The organism is Vibrio sp. Isolate30 (assembly GCF_022397975.1).
Lineage (GTDB): Bacteria > Pseudomonadota > Gammaproteobacteria > Enterobacterales > Vibrionaceae > Vibrio > Vibrio fortis.
Genome location: NZ_JAKEUS010000001.1, coordinates 1,355,867 through 1,371,453, shown reverse-complemented (window position 1 = coordinate 1,371,453; position 15,587 = coordinate 1,355,867). Strand labels below are relative to the sequence as shown.

11 protein-coding genes are annotated in these 15,587 nt (G+C 44.7%); all 11 read left to right on the top strand.

Annotated features, from left to right (window positions below; translation table 11 throughout):
- The first annotated feature begins 7 nt into the window (after window positions 1-7).
- Window positions 8-1,096, top strand: coding sequence for a microcin C ABC transporter permease YejB (locus L1D60_RS05940; RefSeq protein ID WP_032552367.1), 1,089 nt, complete (start codon window positions 8-10; stop codon window positions 1,094-1,096).
- A gap of 13 nt (window positions 1,097-1,109) precedes the next feature.
- Window positions 1,110-2,135 carry an ABC transporter permease gene (locus L1D60_RS05935; RefSeq protein ID WP_239840178.1) on the top strand — a complete coding sequence of 342 codons (1,026 nt, stop codon included), beginning with the start codon at window positions 1,110-1,112 and terminating at the stop codon, window positions 2,133-2,135.
- 2 nt (window positions 2,136-2,137) lie between these two features.
- Window positions 2,138-3,736: a microcin C ABC transporter ATP-binding protein YejF gene (yejF, locus tag L1D60_RS05930; protein WP_239840177.1), complete on the top strand. Its 1,599-nt coding sequence runs from the start codon at window positions 2,138-2,140 to the stop codon at window positions 3,734-3,736.
- Between the two features lie 363 nt (window positions 3,737-4,099).
- Window positions 4,100-5,125 (top strand): ABC transporter permease subunit, encoded by a 1,026-nt coding sequence (locus tag L1D60_RS05925; RefSeq protein ID WP_032552373.1) that lies wholly within the window; start codon window positions 4,100-4,102, stop codon window positions 5,123-5,125.
- A 17-nt stretch (window positions 5,126-5,142) separates the two neighbouring features.
- Window positions 5,143-6,186 carry an ABC transporter permease subunit gene (locus L1D60_RS05920; protein WP_239840472.1) on the top strand — a complete coding sequence of 348 codons (1,044 nt, stop codon included), beginning with the start codon at window positions 5,143-5,145 and terminating at the stop codon, window positions 6,184-6,186.
- Between the two features lie 16 nt (window positions 6,187-6,202).
- A complete protein-coding gene (locus L1D60_RS05915; RefSeq protein WP_239840176.1) occupies window positions 6,203-8,026 on the top strand; it encodes an extracellular solute-binding protein in 1,824 nt (607 codons plus the stop codon).
- Window positions 8,027-8,039: 13 nt separating this feature from the next.
- Window positions 8,040-8,912, top strand: a complete 873-nt coding sequence (locus L1D60_RS05910; protein ID WP_239840175.1) for an ABC transporter ATP-binding protein — start codon at window positions 8,040-8,042, stop codon at window positions 8,910-8,912.
- Window positions 8,912-9,745: an ATP-binding cassette domain-containing protein gene (locus L1D60_RS05905; protein ID WP_239840174.1), complete on the top strand. Its 834-nt coding sequence runs from the start codon at window positions 8,912-8,914 to the stop codon at window positions 9,743-9,745. Before L1D60_RS05910 ends, L1D60_RS05905 begins: the two co-directional genes overlap by 1 nt.
- A gap of 34 nt (window positions 9,746-9,779) precedes the next feature.
- The gene (locus L1D60_RS05900) at window positions 9,780-10,619 is read left to right on the top strand and encodes a hypothetical protein (RefSeq protein ID WP_239840173.1); all 840 of its coding nucleotides are present in this window, start codon (window positions 9,780-9,782) and stop codon (window positions 10,617-10,619) included.
- 68 nt (window positions 10,620-10,687) lie between these two features.
- On the top strand, window positions 10,688-14,623 hold the full coding sequence (locus L1D60_RS05895; RefSeq protein WP_239840172.1) for a zinc-dependent metalloprotease: 3,936 nt from the start codon (window positions 10,688-10,690) through the stop codon (window positions 14,621-14,623).
- Window positions 14,624-14,882: 259 nt separating this feature from the next.
- On the top strand, window positions 14,883-15,587 hold the full coding sequence (locus L1D60_RS05890; RefSeq protein ID WP_239840171.1) for a response regulator transcription factor: 705 nt from the start codon (window positions 14,883-14,885) through the stop codon (window positions 15,585-15,587).

Below are 15,587 nucleotides of genomic sequence, written 5' to 3'. Positions count from 1 at the left end.
GGCTCTCATGGCAGCGTATATATTTAGACGTTTGTTGTTGGTGATCCCCACGCTGTGGGCGATCATCACAATTAACTTTTTCATTATCCAGATTGCACCGGGTGGCCCTGTAGAGCAAGCGGTAGCGCAACTGGAAGGTCACAACTCAGGAATCATGGAGCGTTTTTCTGGTGGTGGTCAAGAGGTCGACCTAAGTGATTCTGAGCAAGCTTCATCGAGCGGTTATAAAGGCTCACGCGGCCTAGACCCAGAAGTTGTTGAAGAGATTAAAAAGCAGTTCGGATTCGATAAGCCGATTCATGTCCGCTATTTCGATATGTTGAAGAACTACGCCACCTTTAATTTTGGTGAAAGCCTATTTAAAGGAGGTAACGTGATCGATTTGATTGTCGAACGTCTGCCTGTCTCAATCTCTTTGGGGCTTTGGAGTACTTTGATCATCTACATCATCTCGATTCCGCTCGGTATCATGAAGGCGATTCATCATGGTTCGAGATTTGATATTTGGTCGAGTGCAGTGGTGATAGTCGGCTACGCAGTTCCTGGCTTCTTATTCGCAATAATTTTAATCATCCTGTTTGCAAGTGGTAACTACTTTAGTTGGTTCCCACTACGTGGTTTGGTCTCCAGCAACTTTGACCAGCTCAATTGGTATCAGCAGATCATCGACTATTTCTGGCATTTGGCTCTGCCAATCTTTGCGATGGTGATTGGTGGCTTTGCAACGTTGAGCATGCTGACCAAGAACTCATTCCTTGACGAAATCAATAAGCAATATGTTGTCACGGCTCGCGCGAAAGGACTTGATGAAAATAGCATTTTGTACCGACACGTTTTCCGTAACGCGATGCTGATCATTATTGCGGGTTTCCCAAGCGCCTTCATCAGTATTTTCTTTACTGGCTCAATGTTGATTGAGGTGATGTTCTCTCTGGAGGGGATAGGGTTGTTGGGTTTTGAGTCAACCATTCAACGAGACTATCCGGTGGTGTTTAGCTCGCTCTACATTATGACGTTACTGGGGCTTGTTCTCAGTATTATCTCCGATCTTACCTATACCTGGGTGGATCCTCGAATCGATTTTGAAGCGCGTTAATGGTGAATTCTAAATGAAGTTTAAAAACCCTTTAGCAGAAGCAAGATGGTTAAGGTTTAAAGCCAACAAGCGCGGTTTTATCTCTCTGTGGATTTTCTCCATTCTATTTGTTTTGAGTCTGTTTGCTGAGATTATTGCGAACGACAAGCCACTGTTGGTCTCTTACGATAACCAATGGTTCTTTCCGGTTGCCGCTGAATACGCAGAAACTGAGTTTGGTGGGGAGTTCGAAACAGAGGCCGACTATAAAGACCCTTATGTCATCGAACTGATTGAAGAGAACGGCTATATGATCTGGCCACTTATCCGTTTCAGTTACGATACCATTAACTTTGAAATTTCAGGCGCAGTACCATCAAAGCCAGATTCGGTGAACTGGTTAGGTACTGATGACAAAGGGCGTGATGTATTAGCTCGGATAATTTACGGTTTCCGAATCTCAGTGCTGTTTGGATTTGTACTTACCATAGTATCGAGTGCCATTGGTGTTGCCGTTGGTGCAACCCAAGGTTATTACGGGGGCTGGGTCGATCTGTTTGGTCAGCGCTTTATTGAAGTATGGTCGGGAATGCCAACTCTGTTCTTACTGATTATCCTTTCTAGTTTCATAGAGCCGAACTTCTGGTGGCTGCTTGGCATTATGGTGCTATTTAGCTGGATGAGCCTAGTCGGTATTGTGCGAGCGGAGTTTTTGCGTTGTCGTAATTTTGATTATGTCAGAGCTGCTCAAGCGATGGGTGTTGAGGATAAACGTATTATGCTTCGTCATATGTTACCCAATGCGATGGTCGCTTCTTTGACTATGATGCCTTTCATTCTATCTGGATCGGTGACTACGCTAACGTCTTTAGATTTCCTTGGCTTTGGCCTGCCTGCTGGTTCGCCTTCCTTGGGTGAATTGCTTGCTCAAGGTAAAGCTAACCTTCAAGCGCCGTGGCTTGGTATTTCTGCGTTTGTCGTGCTGTCGCTGATGCTGACACTGTTAGTGTTTGTTGGTGAAGCGGTTCGCGACGCTTTTGACCCACATCAGCAGAGGTAATAATGAATAATACCGTTCTAACTATTGAAAACCTCTCTGTGGGTTTTGGTCGTAAAAATGCCATTGAACAGGTCACGCACAACGTCTCTTTGTCGATTAGTAAAGGGGAAACGTTAGCCTTAGTAGGCGAGAGCGGCTCTGGGAAGTCGGTCACTGCGAACTCGGTGCTGAAGCTGCTGCCAAAAGGTTCTTCGCACTACTTAACTGGGCGAGTTAACTTCTCTGGTACCGATATTCTGAGTTGCTCTGAACGAGAGTTGAGGGGTATCCGAGGTGGTCGCATTGGTATGATCTTCCAAGAGCCCATGGTATCTCTGAACCCTCTACACAAAGTGGGTAAACAGCTGGTGGAAACCTTAGCAATTCATAGAGGCATGCGAACCAATAAAGCGCAGGCACTAGCGGTGGAATGGCTTTCTAAGGTCGGCATCCGTAACCCAGAACAGAAGATAAACGCGTATCCGCACGAACTCTCTGGCGGTGAGCGCCAACGAGTGATGATTGCCATGGCTTTGATTAATGAGCCAGAGCTGTTAATCGCTGATGAACCGACGACGGCACTGGATGTGTCAGTACAAGCGCAGATATTAGACCTGCTTATAGAGCTTCAACAAGAGCTAGGTATGGCGATGCTGTTTATTACCCATGATTTGAGCATCGTGCGTAAGATTGCTGATCGAGTTGCGGTAATGAAAGATGGTGAGTTGGTTGAAGAGGGTGAGTGTACTTCGTTGTTTACTGCCCCTAAGCATCCGTACACGAAAAAGCTGATTGATTCTGATCCGAAAGGTTTACCTGTGCCTGTGGCAGAAAATGCAAGCTCGCTACTTAATGTCGAACAACTAAAAGTATGGTTTCCAATCACAGGCGGTCTGTTTAAGCGAACCATTTCACACGTCAAAGCGGTTACTGACATGCAATTTGATCTTAAGCAAGGGCACTCTATTGGCTTGGTAGGAGAGAGTGGCTCAGGCAAATCGACGACGGGTATGGCGATCTTGAAGTTGGTGGAGAGTGAAGGCTCAATTCAATACGATGGTAACCAAATCCAAGGACTGAACCGCCAAGAGATGCTACCATACCGCAGTAAAATGCAGGTGGTATTTCAAGACCCGTTCTCAGCACTCAACCCAAGAATGTCCGTTGCACAAGTGATTGGTGAGGGTTTACGAGTTCACCAAGAGCTTGATGAAACAAAACTCGACCAGCGCATTTGTGAGGTGATGAAGGAGGTCGATTTAGACCCTGAAACGCGCCATCGCTACCCGAATGAGTTCTCCGGTGGGCAGAGGCAGCGTATTGCGATAGCACGCGCTTTGGTGCTCAAACCCGAGTTCATTTTATTAGATGAACCGACTTCTTCATTGGATAGAACGGTTCAGGCGCAAGTGCTTGAACTGTTGAAATCGTTACAAGAGAAGTATCAACTGACCTATCTGTTTATCAGTCACGATTTGAACGTCGTTAAATCGCTGTGCCACTACACGATTGTAATGAAGGCAGGAGAGGTGATTGAAAAGGGTAAAACAGAACAGCTTTTTTCTAACCCGCGACATGAATACACTCAGCAGTTGGTCTCATTGTCTAATGTAGGCTCGTAATTATAACTTACTTATTGCAGTTGTTTGTCTAGCCCGATTTCGTCAGATATCGGGCTTTTTCGTCTATCCATTTCTATTTCTTTCAATTACTTAATCCATCCACTAACAAATCAAGTTGATCAATACATAAGCTACTTTTGTAGATGACAGCGCAATTCTCAAATTCTTTGTTTGTAGCAAAATAAAATGCAAACGTTTGGTTTGAGTTTTTATTCTATGATAAGTGTTTGATTCTTAGTTATTTTTGACCGTTTTTTATTGTGCTGTTTGTAACCTTATGTACACGAATGTAACCATTTGACTACTTTTTATCATTAATTATATTGATGCTCAGTTGTTATAAATGGAGTTTGGCTAAATAAAATGGTTGCATATTTATTGAAGCGTTTCGCGTTAGTAGTACCGACGTTTCTAGGGATCACAATACTCATCTTCGCGATTACCCGCTTTGTGCCGGGTGGTCCGGTAGAGCGCATGTTAGCAAATATGCAGCCACAAGGTGATGGCGCTTCGGCTAGCGCAGTAGTGGGCCAAAACTCCGCACTTTCAGAAGAACAGTTGGCTGATCTAAACAAGTTTTACGGTTTGGACAAACCTGTAACAGAGGCCTATCTTGATTGGCTCTCGCGTTTGGTTCAATTCGACCTGGGTGAATCGACACGTTACTACGAGCCAGTGACTGAGATGATCTTTGAAAGATTGCCAGTGTCCGCAATGTACGGCGGTATCACGTTCTTCATTAGTTACTTCATTTCGATCCCACTTGGCTATTACAAAGCGTTAAAGCACGGCAGTGTTTTCGACTCTGCTTCGTCGATTATGATTTTCGTTGGATACGCGCTACCGGGTTACGTGGTGGGTGTATTACTTATCACTCTATTTAGCTATCACTTGGAGTGGTTCCCTATGGGGGGCTTTGTCGATGATGATTTTGACGACTTCACCACACTTTCTGAGCAAGTGACCGATATTCTTTGGCACGCGGTTCTGCCACTTATCTGTTATTTGATCGGTGATTTCGCCACCTTAACGATGACGATGAAGAACAACCTTATGGAGAATCTTTCATCGGATTACATTCGAACTGCTATTGCGAAAGGTCTGCCATTTAGACAAGCCATTCGTAAACATGCCCTACGTAACAGCTTGATTCCGATTGCTAGCCACTTTGGTAATTCCTTACTGTTTTTTATGACCGGCTCTTTCTTGATTGAAGTGATCTTCGACATCAATGGCATCGGTTTGCTTGGTTACGAATCGATTGTGGAACGGGATTATCCAGTGGTAATGGGCATTGTGGCAATTAATGCACTGGTTCTGCTGCTAGGTAATATTTTATCTGATGTGTGCGTTGCGCTTGTCGACCCTCGAGTGAAGTTTGGAGCGTAATCATGTCTCGATTAAATATGTTCACTATCAACCCGTTGACTAGAAAACAGATCAAGCGATTTAAAGAGATCAAGCGTGGCTACTGGTCGCTTATGTTGTTATCTACGTTACTGATTTTATCTCTGTGTGCGGAAGTCCTCATCAATAGCAAGGCGCTTGTGGTGCGCTACCAAGGCGAGTACTTCTTCCCGATTTTTTCGGACGTGTATTCAGGCAGCACTTTTGGCTTGGATTATGCGGCAGAAACTAACTACCGAGATCTGCAACAGGACTTTGAATATGAGAACAATGGCGATTTTGTGTTAATGCCTTTGGTTCCTTGGAATGCGTTTGAGCAGGACTTCTCAGGCAACTTTCCACCTAATGCGCCGGACTTTGCATCGCAACACTACCTAGGTACCGACGTTATTGGTCGAGACATTCTCGCGCGTTTGGTTTACGGCTTTCGAACGGCGATGGGCTTTGCCTTACTCACCATGAGCATCGCTTATGTCATCGGCGTGACGGTAGGTTGTGCCATGGGTTTCTTCGGTGGCAAATTCGACTTAGTGGTGCAAAGGCTGATTGAAACTTGGTCGATGGTGCCATTCCTCTACGTAATTATGATTTTGGTCTCAATAGCACAGCCCACCTTTATGTTGTTTGTACTGATCAATGTGGCATTCAGTTGGATGGGGATCACTTGGTACATGAGAACCATGACTTATAAGGAGTCCGCACGAGAGTACGTGTTGGCTGCCAAAGCTTTAGGTGCTTCCACTGCAAGAATTATTTTCCACCATATCTTGCCCAATACCATGGTGATGATAGTGACGTTAGCACCTTTCACTATTGCCGCGAACATTACTGCGCTGACTGCATTGGATTATCTTGGCCTTGGTCTTGTTCCGCCCACGCCTAGCTGGGGAGAGCTGCTACAGCAAGGGAAATCGAACTTGGATTCACCTTGGATCGTGGTGTCTGTGGTTACGGCGATCGTTTCTGTGTTGGTGATGGTGACCTTCATTGGTGAAGCCATTCGTACCGCCTTTGACCCGAAAAAATACACTCTATATAGATAGAAACAAGGAAGTAATCATGTATAGATTTGCACTTATTTCACTGCTGTTCAGCGGTTTGGCTCAAGCAGCTTCACTGCCTACTGAACTGCAATGGCAAAGTAACTGGCAAGACCCTGTTTTTGCATCGGAAGAGGCTAAACGTGGCGGTACCTTACGCAGTTATATGTTGAGTTTCCCGCAAACTCTACGTTCTGTCGGGCCTGACGCTAACTCTGGCATTCGCTTTTACATTATGGACGGCACGCCGAAACTTGCTCAGCGACACCCGAACACAGGTAAGTGGATCCCTCAGCTTGCTGATGAATGGGCGTTCTCGGATGACTACAAAACGGCTTACTTTAAGTTAAATCCCAAAGCGAAATGGTCTGATGGTGAAGCGGTAACGGCTGATGACTACTTGTTCATGCTGACGTATTACCGTTCTAAGGACATTATTGACCCGTGGTACAACGATTTCTTCAGAAATAGCATTGAAAGTGTCGAAAAGTTCGATGACTACACCATCTCTATCACTGTCTCTGAGCCAAAGAGTAATGATGAGCTGATGGTGTTACTCAACACTCCAAGTCACGGTTTACAGCCGCGACCGCAACATTACTTTGCCAATATCAACGACCAAAATGGCGATGGTATGGACGACAACTTTGTTCGTAAATACAACTTCAAAGCTGAGCCAACGACGTCGCCTTACTACATCTCAAAGATCAACAAAGGTCGCAGTATTACCTTCAAACACGTTGGTGACGATTGGTGGGGATATGGCAATAAGTATTACCAGAATCGCTTTAATGTCGACAAGCTGCGTATCAAGGTGATTCGTGATTCAGACATTGCGCGTAAACACTTTGAGAAGGGTAAGTTAGATACTTTTGCCATGGTTCTTCCACAAATGTGGCATGAAAAGACAGATTCAGAACCCTTCACCAAAGGTTACATTCAAAAGTTTTGGGGCTTTAACCAAACACCACAAGGAGCGGGTGGCTTGTGGATGAATACCTCAATGCCGCTACTAAATGACATCAATGTGCGCAAAGGGATCACCTTCGCGACAGACTTTGACGGCATGATCAAAAACGTACTTCGCGGTGACTACTCACGCAAGCCTCATGCGATGGGCTTTGGTCACGGTGATTACGACTTGCCAGATGCGAAAGCACCAGCATTTGAACCAGAGCTAGCCATCGGCTATTTCGAAGCTGCAGGCTTCACCAATATTGGTCCGGACGGTATTCGAGTGAATAAAAAAGGCGAACGCCTGAGCTTTAAGATCACTTATGGCTACAACATCTGGACACCGCGAATTGCGTATCTTAAAGAGCAAGCCAAGCTAGCGGGCTTAGAGCTTAATCTGAACTTGGTGGATGGCTCAGCCGCGTTTAAATACATCCTAGAGAAGAAGCATCAACTGGCATTCCTGAATATGGGTGGCGGTGAACTGCCAGCCTATAAAGAGTACTTCCACTCTAGTAACGCAAACCGAGTACAGACTAACAATCACACGAATTACAGCTCCCCAGAATTGGACCGCAAGATTGAGGCATTCAAATCTGAGTTTGATGCAGAGAAAAAGCATCAACTCTCTAAAGAGATACAAAAATCAATCTCAAACGCCTACGTGATTGTTCCGGGCTACATGGTGCCTTACACGCGAGATGCGCACTGGCGCTGGGTTAAGTACCCGAATAACCCAATGACCAAGAAAACCGGTGCGATGTTCAATATTTTAGGCACCAGTAACTTCTGGATTGATAGCGAATTAAAACAACAAACTCAGTTGGCTTACAAAGAGGGCGAAACGTTCGAGCCTGTCACTGTGATTGACGACCGTTACAGGCTATAGGACGCGATATTAAATGAAGCAACAAACAGTACTAAAAGTTCGAGATCTAGAGGTGGAATTTAGCACCGATGAAGGCGCAATCAAGATATTAAAAGGTGTCTCATTTGACGTTAAAGCAGGGAGAACCTTAGGTCTAGTCGGCGAGTCTGGTAGCGGTAAGAGCGTGACATCAATGTCGATCATGGGGTTGTTGCCTAAACCATATGGGCAAGTGACCGCAGGAGAGATTTTGTATCGTGATACGGATCTGACAAAGATGGCTGAAAAGGACCTTTATCAGATGCGCGGTAATCGAATCTCGATCATTTTCCAAGACCCGATGACCGCACTGAACCCAGTTCAGACAGTTGGAAATCAGCTCGTTGAGGTGCTTGATCTACACCACGACCAGATGAGCAAGGCTGAAAAAGTCGACTATGCGATTGGTCTGTTGGAAAAAGTAAGAATTCCGATGCCTGAACTTAGGTTTCAAGAGTATCCACACAACCTGTCTGGTGGTATGCGACAGCGTGTGATGATCGCAATGGCGTTGGCTTGTAAGCCGGACGTATTGATTTGTGATGAGCCTACGACGGCTTTAGATGTGACCGTTCAAGCTTCGATTCTTAAGTTGATGAAAGAGCTTCAAGAAGAGACGGGTATGGCAATGATCTTCATTACCCATGATTTGGGTGTCGTTGCTGAAATCTGTGATGATGTTGCGGTGATGTATGACGGACGAATTGTAGAGAAAGCGGATGTGTTTGAGCTTTTCGATTACCCAAAACATCCTTACACCAAGAGGTTGCTTGGCCTGATTCCTGGCTTAGATTCAGAGCCCAAGCAAGCAATACAGATTGACCCTATTGATCTGTCACTTTTTCCTGAATACCAAGGGGCATCGTAATGGCAGAGATACTAAGAATCGAAGGGCTAAAACAGTATTACCTTACGGGGAAGGGTGTTTTCAAAAAAGGTTATGTGATTAAAGCCGTCGATGGTGTTTCGTTCAGCTTAGAACAAGGTCAAACCTTAGGGCTAGTGGGCGAGTCTGGCTGCGGCAAGAGCACACTTGGACGTACCATTCTTAAGTTGTATGAACCGACGGAAGGAAAAATCTTCTTTGAAGGTAAAGAGATTACGCCTTTGAACACAAAGCAGATGAGACCGCTTCGCCGTGAAATGCAGATTGTCTTTCAAGACCCATTAGAGTCATTGAATCAGAGACATACAGTGGGTGGCATCCTTGAAGAGCCTTATAAGATTCACGGTATTGGTACACCAGCAGAGCGAAAACAGTGGGTATTGGAATTACTGGATAAGATAGGGTTGCCTCACACGGCGGTAAATCGCTATCCCCATGAGTTTTCCGGTGGTCAAAGGCAGCGCATTGGCATTGCTAGAGCTATTGCATTGAAACCAAAACTGCTTATCTGTGATGAGTCAGTATCGGCGCTGGATGTATCAGTACAAGCTCAGATATTGAATTTACTGCTCAAGATACAAAAAGAGATGAATCTATCCATCATATTTATCTCACACGATTTATCGGTGGTTAAACATATTTCAGACCACGTAGCGGTGATGAAAAAAGGGAAAATTGTTGAAATGGGAACCGCAAAAGAGGTGTATTCATCACCAAAGAATGAATATACCAAGGAGTTATTATCCGCGATTCCTATTACGCACCCTTCACAAAGAATAAAAAGTAAAACAACTCAGGCGGCGAATAACTATTAAAAAGAGAGACGGATTTAAATAGCAGAAGGACAGTATGAATAAAACAAAACGATTGCCAATTCTATTGTTGGCAACGCCCTCGCTTGTGCTCGCAAATAATTTGCAGGATGAGTGGGCAGAGGGCGATGAAAAGAGTGCATGGTCAGGTTATGTGAGCGCGGATTACTCGCGTAACGGCTATGAAGACAGTGCTTACTTAGCGAGCCGCTCAGCCTCCGCAACGGGCGTTTTGCGTTATGCCGTTACCGAAAAATCGAGATTGCAGCTCGTGGTATCTGGGTATCACCGACAAGATGGTGATGTTTATGGTACTCGCGGCCAATTCTTGAATGACACCTCGCTGTCATGGGCTCAAAACGGATTGTTTAATCCGACGGAAGGTTCTTCGGTAAGTGGTGAAATAAGGGCGATATTTCCAACTTCAGACACTTCTAAACGAAACGACCTGCAGTTTGGAACACGTGTGAAACTTCGCTGGAGTGCGGCATTTGATGAGGTGTTAGATGGCCTAACACTAAGCAATACGGTACTGCTAAGAAAGAACTTTCACGAATATAAAACCGCTGGTGGGAATCAACTGATTGAGTACCGATTGAGCAACCAATTTACCGTGGACTATGCATTTGCAGACGACTTTTATTTAAATATTTTCTTAATGCCAAGGCAGTCATGGAATTATCTAGGTAACTCACTACATCCAACCATTTTACATGGAGAAGAAATTGGCTACCAAATGACAGAGAGTATCTCGATGTCAGTTGGTATGACGAACAGTGTGGATTATTACAATCCAGATAAAGGGCAAAACCCAATTAATGATCTCATCGATTTAAAAAAGATGACCTATTACGCAGTGGTTAATTACCAGTTCTAGCGAGAGAGTTAATTAATAAAAATACATCGTTATTTACTAAACGATATAACTATAAATACAGGGACATTATGTTTAGAAAAGCAATAATTGCAGCAAGCATCGCAGCTGTACTCAGTGGGTGTGGGGCCGAGGATCGTGCCTATGACACAGTCAAAAGATCCGCAAAAGAGATGACCGTTAAATCTCTAGATACAGAATCATTGTGGATGTACATGCCTTCGACAGGTGAAGCTCCTCGTTACGCATTAACGCAGCGTGGTTTCTTCCAAGGCGACCCAAAGCTAGTCAAGCTACGCTTTGATGAAACCAATGGTATTTACGTTGAAGCGTTAGACCGTGACAAAGTAGATTCTTTAGAGCCTAGCCGTTGGGACTCTGAAATTAACCGTGTACCAGTACTGAAAATTCCTGGCGAATTCAGACAGTACCGTTGTGCTGAAAACGCCTACGGTGAGTGTACCAACAAAGAAGAGATCAATAAGGACGAGAACCTCGAATGGACTGCAGCGACACACTTTGTTCCTGAATATGAAAACATCGAAACGCTATCAGAAGATGCGCTTAGCACGTGGTACACGGCGAGCAACGTATCAGAGAGCGCAGATCCACGTGTTATCTCATATGAATACAACCCAGAAGAGGGTGTGATTAATGTTGAGGTAGAGCGTACATTTACAGCTGACCCGGAAGATCAGTATGAGTTTGGTGGTCTAGAAAACTTGTCATTCAAGACTCGCTTTTTCTACTCTCTAGTTAAATTAGATAAGCTAGCGAGCTCAAACTACGAGCCAGTTTATTATCAGGGTCAAGACAGTGCGTATTACGGCTTTTTTAATGACAGCAAGGCGGTGAAAACGCACACAGGCGAAAGTGATGTTCAAGGTTCGCGCTTCGCTTACATCAATCGTTTTAACCCGAATCTGGAGTCGATCGATTACTACCTAAGCGATAGCTATTTTAAAGAGGGTAACGAAGTTTACCGTCAACTGACTATCGATACGATGAAAGAGGTCAACGCGTCACTTGAAGGCACCGGTGTTCCGCCAATCAAGATTGTGAATACCGATGAAAAAGCGGGTATTCAATCTGGTGACTTACGTTACAACGTTTTCAATCTGATTGATGAGCCGGTAGATAATGGCTTGTTGGGTTATGGCCCATCTGCAACTAACCCGCTAACGGGCGAGATTATTCATGCTCATGTTAACCAGTACTTAGGCGTTATTCGTACTACCACTCGTCGTTACTGGGATGACTTGGCGATGCGCTATAACCGTCAAGAAATCGCTAAGCTTGCACCGAAAGTGGAGAGTGAATCCGATAGTGGTGAGGCTGATGGTGATGCAGCACCTATAGTTGCTGAGCGCACTGACGTTGATGTGTTTAATGACATGATCGCGGCTGACCGAGGTCCAGACCAATTCGTTCCACAAGTTACTGAAGGCGAGATGGAATTTGTTGGTCAAGGCAAGTTCATTAATGAACTACCAAAGGCTGATTTAAATCATCAATTTGATGTAACTAACCAAGATGCAGCGTTAAAAGCATTCTATAAACGTCAAGATATGCTGAAACGTTTCTCTGAGCAGAACGTCTACAGTGAAGACGCAATGTGGCTAAGTACTAATGCGAAAGGTCTGATCGCTGGTATTGACTACGCTGATGGTGGTTATTTTGCTGATGCTGAACAAAACACCATGAAAAAATGGAATGAGTTGAGCTTAGAGCAGCAGAAGCTCGCAAGTGAAGCGATCTCTGAGCATATGTTTAAGTCGACGTTGATTCATGAGCTGGGCCATAACTTAGGTTTGCGCCACAACTTCATGGGCTCAGTGGATAAGACGCACTTCTACACTACCGAAGAGTTGGCACAAAGTAGCCTAGGTCACCAAGGCAAACCTGCAGCATACAGCTCGATCATGGACTACGGTGCATCGATTTTTGATGAGTTGTTGGTCTTTGGTAAATACGATAAAGCTGCACTTAAGTTTGCTTACGCTCGTGAAATCGAGACCAACGAATTTGTTGGCGAATCAGTCCGTGATAAGACGGGCGCTCAAGTTCGTAAGACATACTCATTGGCAGAATACGACCGCCAGATGACCGAGGATTACAATGCGTATCCTACCGGTGTTATTGCTCACTTGCGTGCTAACGCAGGTACTGATGGTATCCCTGAATTAGCGAGCTACCGCTTCTGTACCGATGAGCACACGACGACAAGTTTAACTTGTGATCGTTTTGATGAAGGTACATCGCTAACCGAGATTACAGAGTTCCGTATTCAGCGTTACTATGATAGCTATGAAACGGCGAACCGCCGAAATGGTCGTGATTGGTTCTCTCAATATCACCAATATGAATACTTCTGGCAACGTATGTATGAATTTCAGAAGATACGTGACATTGTAGAAAACGTCGGTGAAATCGATTTTATTTTCGCACGTTACATTGGTGCTGATACAACCAATAACAAAGGGCAGGTGTTTGAAGAGATCGCAGAGAACAACTGTTTAGATTGGCGTGGTAACCCAGTGCCACTTGACAACATGTCCGCAGGCTTACGTCCGATTTGTGATACGTACAATGCGGCAAATCTAGCGGCTGACTTCTTCTTAGATGTACTCACAGCGCCAGATAAAGTATGTGAGTTGGAAGAGCTAAGTGGTGTTGAGGGTGTGCCGAACCGTTATCGCTTTGCAAAACTGTCTGATCTTTGGCTAACGTACCAAAGTGGTATGTCTCTGAACCGAGACGTTCCAACGAGCTGTTTCGATGAGGAGCTTGTGCAACTGCTGAAGAACCAAGCTAATGAGATTGTGATGCGCTCTGAGACGCGTGATGGTCATATTTGGTCAAGCCTGAAGGCTAACAACCCGTACCAAACTGCGTCTAACTCAGTTGACCTACTGGGTGTGTGGCCAGACAAACTGCTTGCTGCGCAAATGTTAGTTCGTCGCGACTCACCATACATCGCAACAGAAAACTCAAGTCTAGCGTTGATTGATCTGTCAGATAAGATCACCAAGTTGTACACACATCTGTCAGATTTAGCTGGTCGACCTGAAGCGCGTCAAGCGATCTTCGTTGATGGCAACGGTGATTATGTTGAAACCGTACTTCGTTACCAGCCGAGTATGACTCAAACGATTGAAGCGGTACCGTCATACCTATGGCCAATGAAGCGTTACTTTGTATTGGGCGGACAAGATGCCTTTGAATATTGGACTGAAGGTGCAACACAAGACACAGTGGTTCCTTATTTTGGTACGCTGTTAGCGAACTTAACCAAGTACAATCGTGCTAATGAATATGGTCTTGGTGACTCGGTTCGTGGACTGAGTGATTCAATCGCGATTAACTTAGCTAACAGTTCAACCGCTGACCCAGACGGCATTAACTTCACGTGGAAAGGGGTGAACTACTCACTTAACTCACGCAACTCGCTTGCGAATGCTGTTGCGTCACGTGCTTTGTACCAAGAAGAGCAAAAAGCCCGTGTTGAGAAGCTAAACGGCTTGCCATATCGAGTTCGAAATGCGCTGTCTGTATTTAGAAACACACGTGACCGTAATGAAGCCCGTATTATTGCGATTGGTGACAAAGATGCCCTGATTGCACTCCGTGATACGACTGGTTTCGCTCGCTGGACAATGTTCGATAGAATGTTTGAAAAGTATGAAGAAGACGGTAACGAATGTCTGCGTTTTAAAGTCGATGGTGAGTCTGATGAAGACCATATGAAGCGTAAGTGTAACTCTGAAGCTCGCCTACAAACCGCTCAAAACAGTGCAATTGGCAAGTTTGAGGATGAAGAGCTAGACAAGATGTTTGATGTAGCGCAGATCTTTGGTGATCAAATTGCTGAGAACAATACAAGCTCTCTCAATGCGTCTCACAAAGAAGTTTACGACTACGACCCAGAAGAACTAAGACTCTGGAGTTCGAATGAGTATGTGACATACCGCCGTGCTTTCGAACAGTTTCCGCGTTACACAAAGTAACTAGGAAGCAATAAACTCAGTCGTTAATTGGAGCCGGTTATTCTTTCTAGTATAACCGGCTTTTTTATTCATCAAATTAATGCGTTACATTGAATTTTTAGCTGCATTATCTGTTATTTATATGTTATATAGATATATCTATCATTTTTATGAAACCAAATTAATTTTAGAAAATCACAGCTATGTAAGACGAATGTGCTGAATTCAAACTCAAGGAAGCGGTTCACAAGGGTAGCAAGAAACACGGTAAGAAGGATTTATGACCAACCCTAAATTAGTGATCGTGGAAGACGATCCAGTCCTAAGAGAAATGCTGCAAGAGTATTTCGAGAGCCAATCATTTGATGTTGTCACCATATCTGATGGGGCGACCGCCTGCGAGCAAATTTTAACTATTCAACCTGACATCGTACTTCTGGATTTAATGTTGCCAGAGGTTGATGGACTGACGATTTGTCGCGAAATACGAAGCCAATTCAATGGCAAGATTCTGATCTTAACGGCCAGTGACGATGATTTTGACCATGTAGCGGCGTTAGAAACGGGTGCAGATGACTTTATTAGCAAGCCTGTGCGACAGCGTGTCTTGTTGGCAAGGGTGCGTATGCTGCTTCGTCGCACTCAAGATCTGCAGCCAAATACCACGGGTAATGGTAATGAGCTGAACTTTGGCAAGCTTTCGCTCAACAAGGCGACCAAATCATGTGTTCATGCGGGCCAAGACATTCCTATTGCTGAGAGTGAGTTTGAGCTGCTTTGGTTATTGGCCTCTTCGCCGGAGCAGGTCTTATCGCGCAACTATCTGACTCAGGAGATTCGAGGGATTGAATACGATGGTGTCGATCGCTTTATCGATAACAAAATCGTGATTCTTCGCAAGAAACTTAACGACATCACTATGCCACCTAAAAAGATCATCACAGTACGTGGTAAAGGCTATCTATTTGTTCCTGAACGCTGGTAA